The organism is Paraburkholderia xenovorans LB400 (assembly GCF_000013645.1).
GTDB classification, from domain to species: domain Bacteria; phylum Pseudomonadota; class Gammaproteobacteria; order Burkholderiales; family Burkholderiaceae; genus Paraburkholderia; species Paraburkholderia xenovorans.
Window position 1 is genome coordinate 3,303,995 of record NC_007951.1, and the last position, 15,359, is coordinate 3,319,353.

General features: G+C 64.0%; 14 protein-coding genes and 1 riboswitch. Of the genes, 8 read left to right on the plus strand and 6 right to left on the minus strand.

Annotated elements, in window-relative coordinates; all coding sequences use genetic code 11:
- Positions 1 to 6 precede the first annotated feature (6 nt).
- The 4 genes from BXE_RS14670 to BXE_RS14685 all read right to left on the minus strand — a co-directional run bounded on the left by BXE_RS14670 (position 7) and on the right by BXE_RS14685 (position 1,912).
- Entirely contained in the window at positions 7 to 639 is a 633-nt protein-coding gene (locus BXE_RS14670) for a response regulator (RefSeq protein WP_011489067.1), read from the minus strand.
- Positions 640 to 787: 148 nt separating this feature from the next.
- Entirely contained in the window at positions 788 to 1,360 is a 573-nt protein-coding gene (locus tag BXE_RS14675; protein WP_011489068.1) for a ferritin-like domain-containing protein, read from the minus strand.
- 104 nt (positions 1,361 to 1,464) lie between these two features.
- Entirely contained in the window at positions 1,465 to 1,626 is a 162-nt protein-coding gene (locus tag BXE_RS44295; protein WP_006052455.1) for a DUF1328 domain-containing protein, read from the minus strand.
- A gap of 109 nt (positions 1,627 to 1,735) precedes the next feature.
- Positions 1,736 to 1,912: a DUF1328 domain-containing protein gene (locus BXE_RS14685; RefSeq protein WP_007181191.1), complete on the minus strand. Its 177-nt coding sequence runs from the start codon at positions 1,910 to 1,912 to the stop codon at positions 1,736 to 1,738.
- A gap of 209 nt (positions 1,913 to 2,121) precedes the next feature.
- Here BXE_RS14685 and BXE_RS14690 point away from each other — a divergent pair, with 209 nt between their 5' ends.
- Together BXE_RS14690 and BXE_RS14695 are read left to right on the plus strand one after the other, a co-directional pair.
- Positions 2,122 to 3,591 (plus strand): sensor histidine kinase, encoded by a 1,470-nt coding sequence (locus BXE_RS14690; RefSeq protein WP_011489070.1) that lies wholly within the window; start codon positions 2,122 to 2,124, stop codon positions 3,589 to 3,591.
- 235 nt (positions 3,592 to 3,826) lie between these two features.
- Positions 3,827 to 3,961 carry an entericidin A/B family lipoprotein gene (locus BXE_RS14695; protein ID WP_007181189.1) on the plus strand — a complete coding sequence of 45 codons (135 nt, stop codon included), beginning with the start codon at positions 3,827 to 3,829 and terminating at the stop codon, positions 3,959 to 3,961.
- A gap of 367 nt (positions 3,962 to 4,328) precedes the next feature.
- On the opposite strand, the gene BXE_RS14700 is transcribed toward BXE_RS14695, so the two are convergent.
- Entirely contained in the window at positions 4,329 to 5,123 is a 795-nt protein-coding gene (locus tag BXE_RS14700) for a DUF4397 domain-containing protein (protein WP_011489073.1), read from the minus strand.
- A gap of 360 nt (positions 5,124 to 5,483) precedes the next feature.
- Here BXE_RS14700 and BXE_RS14705 point away from each other — a divergent pair, with 360 nt between their 5' ends.
- Positions 5,484 to 7,529: an NADPH-dependent 2,4-dienoyl-CoA reductase gene (locus BXE_RS14705; protein WP_011489074.1), complete on the plus strand. Its 2,046-nt coding sequence runs from the start codon at positions 5,484 to 5,486 to the stop codon at positions 7,527 to 7,529.
- Between the two features lie 96 nt (positions 7,530 to 7,625).
- On the opposite strand, the gene BXE_RS14710 is transcribed toward BXE_RS14705, so the two are convergent.
- On the minus strand, positions 7,626 to 8,555 hold the full coding sequence (locus BXE_RS14710; protein ID WP_011489075.1) for an EamA family transporter: 930 nt from the start codon (positions 8,553 to 8,555) through the stop codon (positions 7,626 to 7,628).
- A gap of 878 nt (positions 8,556 to 9,433) precedes the next feature.
- On the opposite strand from BXE_RS14710, the gene BXE_RS14715 reads away from it, so the two are divergent.
- The 5 genes from BXE_RS14715 to BXE_RS14735 all read left to right on the plus strand — a co-directional run bounded on the left by BXE_RS14715 (position 9,434) and on the right by BXE_RS14735 (position 15,222).
- The gene (locus BXE_RS14715; protein ID WP_011489076.1) at positions 9,434 to 9,844 is read left to right on the plus strand and encodes a GreA/GreB family elongation factor; all 411 of its coding nucleotides are present in this window, start codon (positions 9,434 to 9,436) and stop codon (positions 9,842 to 9,844) included.
- A gap of 152 nt (positions 9,845 to 9,996) precedes the next feature.
- Positions 9,997 to 10,115: riboswitch (TPP riboswitch) on the plus strand.
- Between the two features lie 93 nt (positions 10,116 to 10,208).
- Positions 10,209 to 12,140, plus strand: a complete 1,932-nt coding sequence (thiC, locus tag BXE_RS14720) for a phosphomethylpyrimidine synthase ThiC (protein WP_011489077.1) — start codon at positions 10,209 to 10,211, stop codon at positions 12,138 to 12,140.
- A gap of 267 nt (positions 12,141 to 12,407) precedes the next feature.
- Entirely contained in the window at positions 12,408 to 12,620 is a 213-nt protein-coding gene (locus BXE_RS14725; RefSeq protein ID WP_011489078.1) for a glycine zipper 2TM domain-containing protein, read from the plus strand.
- 154 nt (positions 12,621 to 12,774) lie between these two features.
- Positions 12,775 to 13,299 carry a hypothetical protein gene (locus BXE_RS14730; protein WP_011489079.1) on the plus strand — a complete coding sequence of 175 codons (525 nt, stop codon included), beginning with the start codon at positions 12,775 to 12,777 and terminating at the stop codon, positions 13,297 to 13,299.
- A 324-nt stretch (positions 13,300 to 13,623) separates the two neighbouring features.
- Positions 13,624 to 15,222, plus strand: a complete 1,599-nt coding sequence (locus BXE_RS14735; RefSeq protein ID WP_011489080.1) for an L-lactate permease — start codon at positions 13,624 to 13,626, stop codon at positions 15,220 to 15,222.
- Positions 15,223 to 15,359: the final 137 nt, after the last annotated feature.

Here is a 15,359-nt window from a genome sequence, read left to right on the forward strand (position 1 = left end):
CGTCCATTATTCGATCAGGCCGTTCTTGATCGCGTAATAAGTCAGATCGGCATTATTCGCCAACCGCATTTTCTCCAGCACACGGGCCCGATAGGTACTGACCGTCTTCACGGACAAATGCAGTTCCTCCGCAATCTCCGTGGGAATCTGCCCCGCCGCGAGCTTGCAGAAGATCTGGAACTCGCGCTCGGAGAGCGCTTCATGCGGCCGCCCGACAGCCGGTTTGTCGAGGTTGTCGGCGAGCGTATCGGCGACCGCCTCGGAGAGATAACGGTGCCCGCGCGCTACCGCGCGAATTGCCCGCACGATCTCGTCGGGCTCGCAATCCTTGTTCAGATAACCGTTGGCACCCGCGCGCAGCAGGTTGATCGCGTACTGGCTCTCCGGGTAGCCCGATAAAATCAGCACGCCCTGCTCCGGGCGCACCTGCTTGATCACGCGCAAGGTGTCGATGCCGTTCTTGTCCGGCATCGCGATGTCGAGCAGCACCACGTCGAACGCCTGCTCGCGCACGAGGCTGATGGTTTCGTCGCCGGTGGCCGCTTCAGCCGCGACGCACATATCCGGCTCGTCAGCGACGAACTGCCTGAAGCCACCTCGGACGATCGCATGGTCGTCAGCTATCAACACTCGAATCATCGGTTTGGGTGTCCGTGCAATGGAGTCGCTCCAAAGCAGACATTGTAATGACCTCCGGTCTGGCTTCTGCCGGAATCGCAAAACCCGGCGGCGCATGGCGGCGCGGGAAACCCGCCCGATCCACCCGCGCCCGTTGCGCCGCCCCCGCTTACTCGCGGCCTTCGAGCAGATCCGCCATGTCGTCTGCGTGCTCTTCTTCGACTGCCAGAATGTCTTCGAACATACGGCGGGTCGTCACGTCCTTATCGCCGAGATAGCGGATGATCTCGCGATACGTGTCGATCGCAATGCGCTCGGCGATCAGGTTCTCCTTGATCATGTCCGTGAGGTTGCTGCCCTCCTTGTATTCCGAATGCGAACGCGTTTTCAAACCGTCCGGCGCGAAATCCGGCTCGCCGCCCAGTTGCACGATGCGCTCGGCAATGCTGTCGGCATGTTCCTGCTCTTCCGCTGCATGTTCGGCGAACTCCGCGGCCACCGCCTCGGAGTTGATGCCCTTGGCCATGAAGTGATGCCGCTTGTAACGCAGCACACAGACGATTTCGGTGGCGAGTGCGTCGTTGCACAGCTTCAGCACCGTCTCGCGATCCGCGCCGTAGCTTTGCGTGACCGAGCCGTCCGACATGTGCTTGCGCGCGTCTTCGCGGATCTTTTTCAGGTCTATCACGAACGGATCACTGGATTGAGTGGCCGCGCCCTGGGCGCCAGGTAGCTTCGACATTGAATTTCTCCTTTATCCGGTATGGGGGAATTGCGCATCACGCACGAATCGCGCCTGATGCGCCGGCGCAAGGAATACAAGGAATGGCTGCTGGCAATGCCCGTCTACGTTCGGAATACGCCGAGCAGCAGCGTGACCACGAACACGACGAGGAAAATGTAGAACAGGATCTTTGCAATTTCGGCTGCTCCTGCCGCGATTCCGGTAAAACCGAACACGGCGGCAATGATCGCGATCACGAAAAAGACAATGGCATAGTGAAGCATGGCGACTCTCCTTCCTGTTGGTATCTGTGTGGCAGCGGCACAGGCCGTTGACCGGTGAACCGTCCGCCGCGCTCAAAAGCATGGTTTGCGAAGGCTTCGTTGAGCAGCGCTAATCGACGATCTTTTTCGTCACCACGAAGCCCAGCACGAGGAACACCACGCACAGAATCACGAATACGATAAACAGGAACTTGGCAATCGCGGCCGCGCCTGCCGCTACGCCGGTAAAGCCAAGAACCCCGGCGATCACCGCGACGACGGCGAAGAACAACGCCCATTTCAGCATGATGGCTTCCTCCCGAAACATTGATTGAACGATCAGGTCCATCCTAACGATCAGTGACGCCGGGCGCATTCCGACGCACGCCGGTTTTCGTGTGAGAATCCGCTGACATTGGATTACGGCCGCGTTACGGCGTGCTGCATTGCAGGAGCGGTCGCGCGGGCGCCGCAAGCGGCGGACGTTACACTGATGCCCCATCAGAGGAGCCGAATGTGCCAAATGTGCAGAACGTGTCGAACCCGGTCGATGCTGGAACCGCTGCCCGGTTGAGCGACTGGATGCGCAACCGCAGCTGGGCGATCGCCATGACGGTGGCGATCGTCATTACCGTGGGCGGCCTCGTGATTCTCGAAACCGCGCGCGAGCGCATTGCCGCCGAGTACGAGACCGCGCTCGAAGCACGCGACGTCACCGTACAGCTGAGCACGCTCGCGAGCCAGCTATCGCATCTGAGCGCGCAGCAAAGCGATTTTCTTCTGACAAGACAGGACGCCTCCGCGCGCGAATTCTGCGCTACCGCTGTGCGCATCCGTCAGAGCGAGCAGCAGTTGAACCGCTTCTACCGCAGCGGCAAGGCGGACAGCGCCGAACTCGCGAGCTTCACGCAGATTCTCGCGCTGATCGAGGCGCGTATCGGCGCGGGCGCGTCCGCGCTGCAGCGCGCGGCGCCGCATCCGCTCGACCTGGCCGCGTGCGGCGGCGCGAGCGAGGCCAATCCGGCCGACGCATCTCTCGTGGACAGCACGCTCACGCTGCTGCGCGACAACGAGGAGCGCCGCGCGCAACACGCGCTCGCCGCGAGCCGCGGCGATCAGCGCATTTCCACACTATGCGCAGCCGGTCTGTCGGCGCTGAATATCGTGCTGTTCATCCTGCTGTTTCGCAATCTCGGCATTCAGATCGATCGTCAGGCGCGCGTGCAGCGTCAATTGATCACACAACAGGAAGGACTCGACCAGCTCGTCAATGAACGCACCCGTCAGCTGGAGGCGCTCGGCTGGCACCTGCAGGCCGTCAGCGAAAACGAAAAAACCCAGCTCGCGCGCGAACTGCACGACGAGCTCGGCGCGATTCTGACCGCGAGCAAGATGGACGTGGCATGGGCCAACCGCAAGCTGAAGGACAGCGAGCCGGACATCTCGGAGAAACTCAGGCGGGCGCTCGCGAATCTCGACCAGGGCATCGCGCTCAAGCGGCGCATCATCGAAGACATGCGGCCCACCGTGCTGGCGAACTTCGGGCTCGTCACCGCGTTGCGCACGCTCGCCGACGAAGCCGCGCAGCGCAACAACTGGACGCTCGACCTGCACCTGCCCGCCGACGACATCCAGCTCGACGAGCAGACCGAAATCGCACTGTTCCGCGTCGCGCAGGAGTCGCTCACCAATGCGGCCAAATACGCGCGCGCGTCGAAGGTCTCGATCGCCTTGCAGGTCGGCGACGGCCAGGTGGCCCTGCATATCGCCGACAACGGCGTCGGCATCATGCCGGCCGATCTGAAGCGCACCCACACTCACGGGCTGCTCGGCATGCGCCAGCGCGTCGCGGCGCACGGCGGGCGCTTCGAGATCCGGCGCGGCGTGCCCAACGGCACCGACATCCACGTGGAGATGCCGAGCGTCAGCACCGCGACGCCTTCGGTCGATCTGCCGCCGGCCACGCCCACGCGAACGCCCGTCTAGCAAAGGCTCACGCAGCGCGCCGGGGAGGCTTGTAGGAGTGCGCCGACGCAAACACCGGAGCACGCCTACATGAAAATCGCAGCGCAGCCGACAGCGCCGGCTTCGCCCTTTTTTTACCATGCAATCAGACCGGATCGACTGGCGTAAGCCCCGGTCGGACGACAGCTAGCTCAGCTAGCACGTGCCGTACAACATGGGCACGTCAACCGATGCATTCTCGACAAGGAGAACTTTCATGAATCGACTGATCGCTTTGCTTCTCATTGCAGGGACAGCTGCGCTCGCCGGTTGCAACACGATGGCGGGGGCCGGGCAGGATATTTCGAAGGGTGGCAACGCTATCACCAACTCGGCCGATCAGGCCAAGTGAACGGCTCATAAGAAGCACACGGCCGGCGCTTTGCAGCGCCTGGCATGAGGGATAGGGAGAGCCCGCCGCGGGGAAGAACCGCGGCGGGTTTTTTTGCGGCTGGACGGTGGTACGCGTCGTACTTCGCTGGACGGGTGGTACGCGTCGTACTTCATGAACGCCTCATGACACGCGTACTTATACGTCACGCGCGCTTCATGCTCGCATCGGTCCCCGCTGTCGCTGCCGCGCGTGATCGACGCCGCAAACAAAACGGCGGTCCACTCGCGTGGACCGCCGCTCCGTCCTCCCCAGGACTTGTCGTTCTTGCCTGCGCCTGCCTCGTTCGGGCTTCGATACAGGCGGATTGCAGACGTTTGCAGCGTGCTTATTGGCCCGTCAGCGTGTTCGTCAATTCGACGCTCGGCGTCTGCGTATTGCCGTTCTGTGCCACCAGCAAATGAATCTGGCCCGGCACGAGCTGGCTCAGCGCACCGGCGATCGGCACCGACGTCACCAGCCAGTCGGCATTGTTCGACAGCGTGAACGCCGTCGACTGGAAGATCGGCGTCTTGCTGCCGGCCGCGGTCGCGATCAGCACGTACGTGCCGCCGGACACATAGATCGAATCCTGGCCGCTCGCCGGCACCGCGTTCTTGAAGGCCACACCGGCCATGGTCGGCGCGACGTTGGTAATGTCCGTGGAGGTGGACTGGACCAGATACAGGTCGAGATTGGTCGCGTTCGCCGACGCATTGAAGCCGCGCAAACGCGCGCTATTCGAGAGCAGGCCCTTGTCGAACGGATCGTCGATCAGGCCGATGTCCGGCGTGGCGAGACCCGGCAAGGCGAGCACAGTGTATTCGTGGCCCTTCGCGACATCCGGAAAGCTGCCGCTCGCGAGCGCGGTCGTCGTGCCGGTCGCCGAGTAAGCGACGGTGGTCGCACCCGTGTTGATATTGGTGAAGTTCGTCACGCCTTTATAGTTGATGTTCGTCTGTCCCGAAGGCGCAGTGCCGTTCACGAGAAAGTCGACTGCCGGGCCACTGGGAATGGCATGGATGAAATGGATCTCCGGATTGGTCAGGCCGAGTTCCTTGCCCGCGTCGTCGGAACCGCCGCCGCACGCGCTCAGAGTGGATGCCACCGCCGCCATTGCCACCACGCTTCGGATCAGTTTCATTATGTTCACCTATCGATGTTATCGGGCTCTCTGCCCATTGATTTGTGGACGTCCCGCTTCGGACAACATGCCGGCTGAAACCTCGTTCGCTGGTCGTTGGAACGGTGTCAGTCCGGCTCTCCGAAACGGAGCACCCCCTCCTATCCCTGCCGCACATCGCGCCTTTTCCGAACGGCGCGGTCCGTGTCGATGGACGCTCGCTTCGAGCAATGCGCGTGCCGCGGGCTCCGATATGGCTGGTGGCGGCTGAAGAATGTCTTACGGAGCAACGGGTTGCGAGGATTAGAATTTTTCCTCGGAGGGTTGGCACGCAACGCGGTGTATTGTTCGTGCGCATCCAATACTTACACGGTCCTCCGCATGCCTTACCCACACTTACTCGCCGAACTCGACCTGGGCTTCACCCGTTTGCGCAACCGCGTGGTGATGGGTTCGATGCATACGGGCATGGAAGACCGCTTCTGGAATTACCCGAAGCTGGCCGCGTATTTCCGCGAGCGCGCGAAAGGCGGCGTCGGTCTGATCGTCACGGGCGGCATCTCGCCGAATCGCCAGGGTTGGCTGCTGCCGTTCGGCGGCACGCTGAATTCCGTGTTCGATCTGCGCAATCACCGGCAGTTGACGGAGTCCGTCCATGCCGAAGGCAGCAAGATCGCGCTGCAGATCCTGCATGCGGGCCGCTATGGCTATCAACCGTTCGTCGTTTCCGCGTCGGCGCTCAAATCGCCGATCTCGAAGTTCAAGCCGCGCGCGCTGAGCATCGCCGGCATTGCGAAGACCGTGCGCGACTATGCGCGCTGCGCGCGTCTTGCTCAACGCGCGGGTTACGACGGCGTCGAGATCATGGGCAGCGAAGGCTATCTGCTCAACCAGTTCCTGTGTCCACGCACCAATCGGCGCACCGACGCCTATGGCGGCAGCATCGAGAACCGTATGCGGCTTGCGCGCGAGATCGTCGAGCGGGTGCGCGCGGAGTGCGGCGAGCGCTTTATCGTCATGTACCGGATCTCGCTGATCGATCTGGTGGAAGGCGGCAACACGTGGGACGAAACCGTGCAGGTCGCCCGCGCGCTCGAAGCCGCCGGCGTGACGATGTTCAACACTGGTATCGGCTGGCACGAAGCGCGCGTGCCGACCATCGTGACCTCGGTGCCGCGCGCCGCTTTCGCCGCGCTGAGCGCGCGCCTGAGGGCCGCCGTCAAGGTGCCGGTGATCGTGTCGAACCGCATCAATACGCCCGACGTCGCCGAAGAACTGCTCGCACAGGGAGCGGGCGATCTGGTTTCGATGGCGCGGCCGCTATTGGCCGATCCCGAATTCGTGGTGAAGACCGCCGAAGGACGCACACACGAAATCAACACCTGTATCGCCTGCAATCAGGCCTGCCTCGATCACACCTTCAGGAACCAGCGCGCGACGTGCCTCGTCAATCCGCGCGCGGGACGCGAAACCGAGTTGATCTACCGGCCCGTCGCCGGTCCGCAGGCCGCGCGGTCGGTCGCGGTGGTCGGCGCGGGTCCGGCGGGATTGTCGGCGGCGACGGTGGCGGCCTCGCGCGGGCATCGCGTGACGCTGTTCGATGCGAGCGCAACGATCGGCGGCCAGTTCAATCTGGCCATGCGCGTGCCCGGCAAGGAAGAGTTCAGCGAAACGATCCGCTATTTTCAGAGCCAGTTGCAGCGCCACCGCGTCGACGTGCGACTCGACACGCGCGTCGATCCGGCGCTGCTCGCCGCGGGCGCGTATGACGACGTGATCGTCGCCACCGGCATCGTGCCGCGGCGGCCGGCGATTGCCGGCATCGATGGCGCGAACGTGCTGTCATATGTGGACGTGCTGCGAGGTGCGCCGGTCGGACAGCGCGTCGCCGTGATCGGCGCGGGCGGCATCGGCTTCGACGTCAGCGAATTTCTGCTGCATCGCGCGGGCGACCCGCTGCCCATGCCGCGCGACGCGTGGCTCGACGAATGGGGTGTGGATCTTGCCGTGCAGGAGCGCGGCGGCCTGAAACCGCCCGCGCCGGCGCAGCCACCGCGGCAGATATGGCTATTGCAGCGCAAGGCCGGCAAGCTCGGCATGGGGCTCGGCAAGACCTCCGGCTGGGTGCATCGAGCGACGCTGGCGAGGAACGGCGTGAAAATGCTTGGCGGCGTGTCGTATCTGGAGATCAGCGCGCGCGGGTTGAAGATCGCGCGCGAAGACGTCGAGGAATGGCTCGAAGTGGATACGATCGTGGTATGCGCGGGGCAGGAATCGCTGCGCGATCTGCATTCGCAGCCGGAGGCAGGACAAGCGCATCGGGCCGGGGGGCCGCGCTATCACCTGATCGGCGGGGCGAAGGTCGCGACCGAACTGGACGCGAAACGCGCGATTCGCGAAGGCGCGGAAGTGGCGGCGGCGCTGTGAAGGCAGCGGTCCGCCGACCGGGTCAAGGCCATATTCAAGGCAAATTCAAGGCAAATTCATCGCCGAGCCAAAACCAAACCAGCCCCCACGTGAACCTCAGGCGAGCCCCTTCTTCCGGTAGTCGAACCAGAAAGACAGCCCCACGCTCGCCAGAATCACAATAGTCGCGACCACCGTGGAGCGCGTTACCGGCTCGCCGAGCAGCAGCGCACCGAGCGCCACGGCCACCACCGGGTTCACGTACATGCAGCTGCTGGCAATGATCGGGCTGGTGTGCCGGATCAGAAAACCGTACGCGACATAGGCGGCCATCGTACCGATCAGCATCAGGTAGATGAACGCCAGCAGCGGCAGCCAATGCAGCTCGAGCATCCGTTCGCCCGAGACCCATGCGACCAGCGTGGACATCGCGCCGCCCAGACCGATTTGCAGCGACGTCGAAAGAAACAGGTCCGAAGGCAGCTTCAGCCGACCGGCCAGATGCGCGCCGCCCGCCCAGAAAAGCGCGCCGCACAGAATCGCCAGGCTGCCGCCCGCCGAGCCCGGCGCGCTGTCGCCGTGGCTGAGAATCGCAATGCCGGCCAGACCGAGGCCGACCGCGAACCACTCGCCCCGGCCGATCTTGCGCCCCGCCACCGCCGCGATCACGGTCGCGAACAGCGGCACGGTGGCGACCATCACCGCCGCCGTGCCGGTGCCGACCGTGCGCATCCCATAGGCAAGCATGCCGCTCGACAGACCGACCAGCATGGTGCCGACCAGCCCGGCATTGCGGATTTCGGCCGCGCCCGGCCAGACCGGGTTGCGCCGCGCCGCGAAAACGAAGAGCCCTACGCCGGCGAACAGATTGCGCAGCCCCGAGAGCAGCAGCGGCGGAAACGACCCCAGCGCGACGTGCACGGCAAGATAGGTCGACCCCCACACGAGATAGACGACGGCGAGCGCGAGCACGAGCTGGCCGTTGCGCGACTGCGGCAAACGGAGCGGGAAACCACGCGGAAAACGGCTTGGGGTTTGCAGCGACATGCGTTCAACCCGCCCATGCCGCTCGAGGTGCTGCGCCCCCGCTGAAGACCCTGAGGCGGGACGGCGGACACCGCATCGGCGATACGGTCTGACGGGCGAGGCTGACGGACATGTTGGTGGAACGGAAGGACGATAGATGGCCAAGGGAGCCACAACGCCGCGGCGGCCGAAACGGAGCGGGCCACGGCGAACACGCGCCGAATGGTCGGCGCGCATCGCATTATGCAGTAAGCGCCCACCGCGTCGCTTGAAAGAATCGTAACTATTTGGCTTACTGCAACAAAGTTGGCCTTGGGGTAGATCGCCGGCCGGGCTGTTCATGATTCGGCATCCGTAATGTTCGGGCGGATGGGTTCGGGCGGATGGGTTCGGGCGGATGGGTTCGGGCGGATGGGTTCGGGCGGATGGGTTCGGGCGGATGGCGGCCGGCTTGAACACGGGGCACGGGGCATGCAATTTCTCCGGCGGTTGGCATCGCGTGGCAAACGGGCGGTGCCTGCCGCTGCGACACTGGCGCGTCCGCCCTGTGCAAAAGTCGGACAGCAGCGACCCCGTGCTAACATTCACCTTTCGATCGCGCCCGTACGACTGCATTGCGGCGCCCGCCTCATCCCCTTTCGCTATCCACCGGCTATCTCGATGCGCCTTCCGACTTCCCGTGCCTTCTCCCGCTTGCGCCCGCCCCGCGCAACCGGTTGCGCGCGCGTGGAGTTCATGCCGCGCCGTACTGGCGAGCCGTCCCGAACGCTCCCGCTCCACGCCGCCCGGCGCCCGATCTAACGCTGCCCGCTCCATTGCCTGGGCCGCGTTGTCGGGCTCCGGGCCGATCTCATCCGCACGCTGTTCCCCTACATGCAGATCGAATTGGAGTACCCATCGTGAAAAAGACGAAAACCTGTTACCTGACCGAGCTCGACGTCGCCCGTCTCGAGAAGCACGCGGCCGCGCCGGGAGCCGACGCGCGTTTGCAGGACATGCTCGACGACGTCCTGGAGCGCGCCGTGATCGTCGATTCGCACGAGATCCCGGCCAATGTCGTCACGATGAATTCGCAAGCCACGCTCGTCGACGAAACCAGCGGCGAGCACATGACCTGGACGGTGGTCTATCCGCCCAACGCGGACTTCGCGCACGGTCGCCTGAACGTGTTCTCGCCGGCCGGCCTCGCCTTGCTCGGCGCGAAGCGCGGCGAGCGCATCCGCTTCACGCCGCCGAGCGGCACGGAGAAAGTGCTGAAGCTGGAAAAAATCCTGTTTCAACCCGAAGCCGCCGACGATTTCACGCTGTAAGCACAGCGCCACGCCGTAGCAAAAGCATCGCGCCGCATCGGGACGCCGGCCGCTCCGACACGCAGCCTGCGCGTGGCCGACCGCTGCGCTATCCGCCATCCGGCGTTTCCGGACGGGTTGCCAAGCAGCGGGCGGCCGGTGTATCGTGTGCGCTGCTAACGCGGGGGTCCTGCGTCGCACGGAGGTTGGAGGTCCGTGTTGCGTGGGTGAGAAATACCCTTTGAACCTGATCTGGATAATGCCAGCGCAGGGAAGCGTACGGATTTCGCACTCCAGCCTGATCGCCTCACCTCTCGCGATTTCCGACCACTTCCGTCTCGTCTCCTGCTTAGCCGCCCCACATAGCTTTGCAATGGAGATACGCATGAACGCCAACCCGAAGTTCCTTTCCGCCGACGCGCATGTCGACGAAGCCGCCGTCGCGCCGCTGCCGAATTCCCGCAAGGTCTACGTGACCGGCTCGCGTCCCGACATCCGCGTGCCGATGCGCGAAATCTCGCAGGCCGACACGCCCGACAGCTTCGGTGGCGAGAAGAATCCGCCGGTCTTTGTCTACGACACGTCAGGCCCCTACTCCGATCCGGAAGCCAGAATCGACATCCGCGCCGGTTTGCCGGCCCTGCGTCAGGCATGGATCGAAGAGCGCGGCGACACCGAAGCGCTGACCGGCCTGTCGAGCGACTTCGGCCGCGAACGCGCCGCCGACACGGCAACCGCCGACCTGCGCTTCCAGGGCCTGCACCGCACGCCGCGCCGCGCAATCGCCGGCAAGAACGTCTCGCAAATGCACTACGCGCGTAAAGGCATCATCACGCCGGAAATGGAGTACATCGCGATTCGCGAGAACCAGCGCCGCGCCGAGTATCTGGAAAGCCTCAAGACGAGCGGCCCGAACGGCGAAAAGCTCGCGGCGATGATGGGCCGCCAGCATCCGGGCCAGGCGTTCGGCGCGAGCGCGTTCGGTCCGAACGGCCTCACCGAAATCACGCCGGAGTTCGTGCGCGAAGAGGTGGCGCGCGGCCGCGCGATCATCCCGAACAATATCAATCATCCGGAAAGCGAGCCGATGATCATCGGCCGCAACTTCCTCGTGAAGGTGAATGCGAACATCGGCAACTCGGCGGTGACGTCTTCCATCGGCGAGGAAGTCGACAAGATGACGTGGGCGATCCGCTGGGGCGGCGACACGGTGATGGATCTCTCGACCGGCAAACACATTCACGAAACGCGCGAATGGATCATCCGCAACAGCCCGGTGCCGATCGGCACGGTGCCGATCTACCAGGCGCTGGAAAAGGTCAACGGCAAGGCCGAAGACCTGACGTGGGAAATCTTCCGCGACACGCTGATCGAACAGGCTGAGCAGGGCGTCGACTACTTCACGATTCATGCGGGCGTGCGTCTGCAATATGTGCCGCTGACGGCGAAGCGCATGACGGGCATCGTCTCGCGCGGCGGCTCGATCATGGCGAAGTGGTGTCTCGCTCACCACAAGGAAAGCTTCCTGTACGAGCATTTCGAAGACATCTGCGAAATCATGAAGGCGTATGACGTGGCCTTTTCGCTCGGCGACGGCCTGCGTCCCGGCTCGATCTACGACGCCAACGACGAAGCACAGCTCGGCGAACTGAAGACGCTCGGCGAACTCACGCAGATCGCGTGGAAGCACGACGTGCAGACCATGATCGAAGGCCCGGGCCACGTGCCGATGCAGCTCATCAAGGAGAACATGGACCTGCAACTGGAATGGTGCGACGAAGCGCCGTTCTACACGCTGGGACCGTTGACCACCGACATCGCGCCGGGCTACGACCACATCACCTCGGGCATCGGCGCGGCGATGATCGGCTGGTTCGGCACGGCCATGCTGTGCTACGTCACGCCGAAGGAGCACCTCGGCTTGCCGAACAAGGACGACGTCAAGACCGGCATCATCACCTACAAGCTCGCCGCGCACGCCGCCGATCTGGCGAAGGGCCATCCGGGCGCGCAGGTGCGTGACAATGCGCTTTCGAAAGCGCGCTTCGAATTCCGTTGGGAAGACCAGTTCAACCTCGGTCTCGACCCGGACAAGGCGCGCGAATTCCACGACGAAACACTGCCGAAGGATTCGGCCAAGGTCGCGCATTTCTGTTCGATGTGCGGGCCGCACTTCTGCTCGATGAAAATCACGCAGGACGTACGCGAGTTCGCCGCGCAACAAGGCGTCACCGACGACGAAGCGCTGAAGAAAGGCATGGAAGTGAAGTCGATCGAGTTCATGAAGAAAGGCGCTGAAATTTATCAGCGGCAGTAAGGTTCGGACGCGGATGGAGCGTTAGCGCTGCGCGGTTCCATCCGCCATCCGGTCCGCCACACCTCTGCATTGCAGTATCGAAGCCCGCCACCGGCGGGCTTTTGCGTTTCCAGCGGCCGGGCACACCGCGTGCTACAGGAAGGGAAACATTTGATTACGAAACCGTCAGTTCGTTGACAGGTGCACACATCCGGATACGGGCTGCGGCGATAACATCAAATGGAAGAAGGGTGACTACTTCCAATCACAACTACCGGAGTCAGCATCATGAAATCGATTCGTCAAATCAGTACGCTCGCGGCCATCGTCGCAGTGGCGGTCAGTCTTTCCGCGTGTGAAGGCATGAGCCGGCAAGGCCGCGATACGGCCATCGGCGCGGGCCTGGGCGGTGCGGCGGGCGCGGCGGTCGGCGGCAATGCGCTGTCGACGATCGGCGGCGCGGCGGCGGGCGGCGTCATCGGGCATGAGGTGGGCAAATGAGGTGGGCCAGCAAGCGGACGCCGGCATCTCGCGAGCGACTCTGCAACGAGGTGAAATAAGCCGTTACGGATTTGCAATCCGGCTGGCGTCGCGGCAGCGTAAGCTGGTGCCGTGACGCCCCAACGGCGGCGTTCGATTCAACCAGGAGCGCCTCATGAAGTCCCGCCTCATCAATAAGGTGTGTGCGATCGGCCAGCAGTTGCCGGGGTCCTTTTCCGGTGGTTCCTTTACCCGTCTTTCGCGTCTTTCGCGTCTTTCACACACGGGCCTTGCGCTTGGCGGCGTGGTGTGCGCTCTCACGCTCTCCGGCTGCTATTACCCGTACGGCTACTATCCGGCGGGCTACTACCCGCCGTACTACGCGACGGTGCCGGCCACCGCCACGCAGCAACAGGTGCCCGTGGGGCAAGTCGACTCATCCGCAGATCAACAGCAACAGCAGCAACAGGCGCAAGCTCAAGCGGCCCAGCAAAGCCCGCCGCCCGCGTACGCTGTCGCGCCGCCGCCGGTTTATGTCGCGCCGGCTTATCCCGTCTACTATCCGCCGCCGGTCTACCCGGCCTATTATGGCTATCCGGGCTGGTATGCACCGTCGGTCTCGATCGGCTTCGGGTTCGGTGGATACTGGGGCGGTCATGGTGGCGGCTGGGGCGGTCACGGTCACGGGCATGGGCATTGAAAGCCGCCTTACGATTCCCCCTCGTTTGATGTTTCGGCCGATGCGCCTCCCGCACGGACTCGCGCATTGGTCGCCGTCTTGTGCGCCGTGCGGCCACGCGTGGGCGCAAGACGCGCTCCCAGCTCCACACCGCTTCGCCCGTAGTTTCCCTTCTTGACGCAGCCGGGCGGCGCTCTATGCTTCGGTAAGCCGCACGCAGTACCCGCTTAATAAGGCGCCCAGGCCGTTCCGCACGTGCCGCCGGCGCCCATCCGTCATGCCAGAGCGACGCGCCCCTTCATGCGCAGTGGCGCGTCGAGTTCGAACAACAACGAAGGAGACGTGATGTTCCACCAGCTACTCACCCCTGTCGGCAATTCGCTATTGCCCTCGTTCCTCGTCGCGGCCCTGCCGATCATCGTCGTGCTGCTTCTGCTGGGCTGGGCGCGCCGGCCGGCCTGGCAGGCGTCGCTCGCGGGCTTGATCGTCGGCCTGATCGTGGCGGTCTTTGTCTGGCAGTTTCCGGTGGGACTCGCGGTCAATTCCGTGGTCGCCGGCGCGGTGTTCGCCTGCTGGCCGGTCATGTGGATCGTCTTCACGGCGATCCTGCTTTACAACATCTCGCAGCGCTCGGGCCGCTTCGCGGCCTTTCGCATGTGGATGATCGACAACCTGCCGAACGACCGGCGCGTCGTGCTGGTGGTGATCGGGTTTTCGTTCGGCGCGCTGCTCGAAGGCATTTCCGGCTTCGGCACGCCGGTCGCCATCACCAGTTCGTTGCTGATTCTGCTCGGCTTTCCCACGCTCGAAGCGCTCACCTTCACGCTGATCTTCAATACCGCGCCGGTCGCCTTCGGCGCGCTCGGCGTGCCGATCACCGTGCTCGGCGCGGTCACGCACCTGCCGGCCGATTCGCTCGCCAAAATGGTCGGCCGCCAGTTGCCGTTCTTCGCCTTCCTGCTGCCCTTCTATGTGATCAGCGTCTATGCGGGCTTTCGCAACATGCTGAAGGTGTGGCCGGTGCTGCTGGTATCTGGCGCGAGCTTCGCGCTGACCCAGTTCGTCGCCTCGAACTTCGTGAACTACAGCCTGACCGACGTGCTGTCGTCGATGGTCTCGCTCATCCTGACGATTGCGTTCCTGCGCGTCTGGCGCCCCGCGGCGGATCCGGAATTCGCGGTCAACATCGACCGGGTCGGCGAGGTGCGCGGCAAGATCGGCGGCGGCCAGGGCTGGTATCCGTGGATCATCGTGTCGGTGGTGGTGATCGTCTGGACCGTGGCGAAGATCTTCCTGATTGGCGACGTCAAGGTGCCGTGGCCCGGCCTCGACAAGGCCGTGTTCATCACGCTGTACAACACGCCGTATGGCGCGGTGTGGGACTTCCAGCCGCTCGCGACCGGCACCGCCATTCTCGTCGCCGCGCTGATCACCGCGTTCGTCGTCAAACTGAGCCCGCGCGAGTTCGGCGCGGCGATCGCGGACACGTGGGTGCAGACGCGCATCGCCATCCTCACAGTGGCGACCATCGTCGGGCTCGCGTATCTGATGAACTACTCGGGGCTCACGTACACGCTCGGGTTGGGCGTCGCTTCGGTCGGACCATTTTTCCCGCTGGTGTCGGCGTTCCTCGGCTGGGTCGCGGTGTTCCTGTCCGGCAGCGATACGTCGGGCAACGCGCTGTTCGGCAACCTGCAGGTGGTGGCGGCCAACCAGTTGAATCTCAATCCGATCCTGATGGCGGCGACCAACTCCTCGGGCGGCGTGATGGGCAAGATGATCTCGCCGCAAAACATCTCGACCGGAGTGGCGACCACAGAACTCAAAGGCAAGGAAGGCGTGGTGTTCGCCAAAACGTTCAAGCATTCGATGCTGTTGACGGTGCTACTCGGCGTGCTGGTCTGGGTGCAGCAGAATTTCCTGCAGTGGATGATTCCGCACTGAGCGGAGCGCAATGAGGCGAGGCGAGGCGGGTCGGAGCGAAGCGGATTGGGCCGAGTGGGGCCGGGGCGGGCCGGATCGGGGCGGGTCGGGGCGGGTCGCGCGGGTTGGGGGCGGCCCGCTCGGCCCATTTGTCCGCT

Coding starts and splice junctions, on each gene's coding strand:
- BXE_RS14670 (WP_011489067.1), bottom strand. CDS start 639: ATGATTCGAGTGTTGATAGCTGACGACCATGCGATCGTCCGAGGTGGC.
- BXE_RS14675 (WP_011489068.1), bottom strand. CDS start 1,360: ATGTCGAAGCTACCTGGCGCCCAGGGCGCGGCCACTCAATCCAGTGAT.
- BXE_RS44295 (WP_006052455.1), bottom strand. CDS start 1,626: ATGCTTCACTATGCCATTGTCTTTTTCGTGATCGCGATCATTGCCGCC.
- BXE_RS14685 (WP_007181191.1), bottom strand. CDS start 1,912: ATGCTGAAATGGGCGTTGTTCTTCGCCGTCGTCGCGGTGATCGCCGGG.
- BXE_RS14695 (WP_007181189.1), top strand. CDS start 3,827: ATGAATCGACTGATCGCTTTGCTTCTCATTGCAGGGACAGCTGCGCTC.
- BXE_RS14700 (WP_011489073.1), bottom strand. CDS start 5,123: ATGAAACTGATCCGAAGCGTGGTGGCAATGGCGGCGGTGGCATCCACT.
- BXE_RS14705 (WP_011489074.1), top strand. CDS start 5,484: ATGCCTTACCCACACTTACTCGCCGAACTCGACCTGGGCTTCACCCGT.
- BXE_RS14710 (WP_011489075.1), bottom strand. CDS start 8,555: ATGTCGCTGCAAACCCCAAGCCGTTTTCCGCGTGGTTTCCCGCTCCGT.
- thiC (WP_011489077.1), top strand. CDS start 10,209: ATGAACGCCAACCCGAAGTTCCTTTCCGCCGACGCGCATGTCGACGAA.
- BXE_RS14725 (WP_011489078.1), top strand. CDS start 12,408: ATGAAATCGATTCGTCAAATCAGTACGCTCGCGGCCATCGTCGCAGTG.
- BXE_RS14730 (WP_011489079.1), top strand. CDS start 12,775: ATGAAGTCCCGCCTCATCAATAAGGTGTGTGCGATCGGCCAGCAGTTG.
- BXE_RS14735 (WP_011489080.1), top strand. CDS start 13,624: ATGTTCCACCAGCTACTCACCCCTGTCGGCAATTCGCTATTGCCCTCG.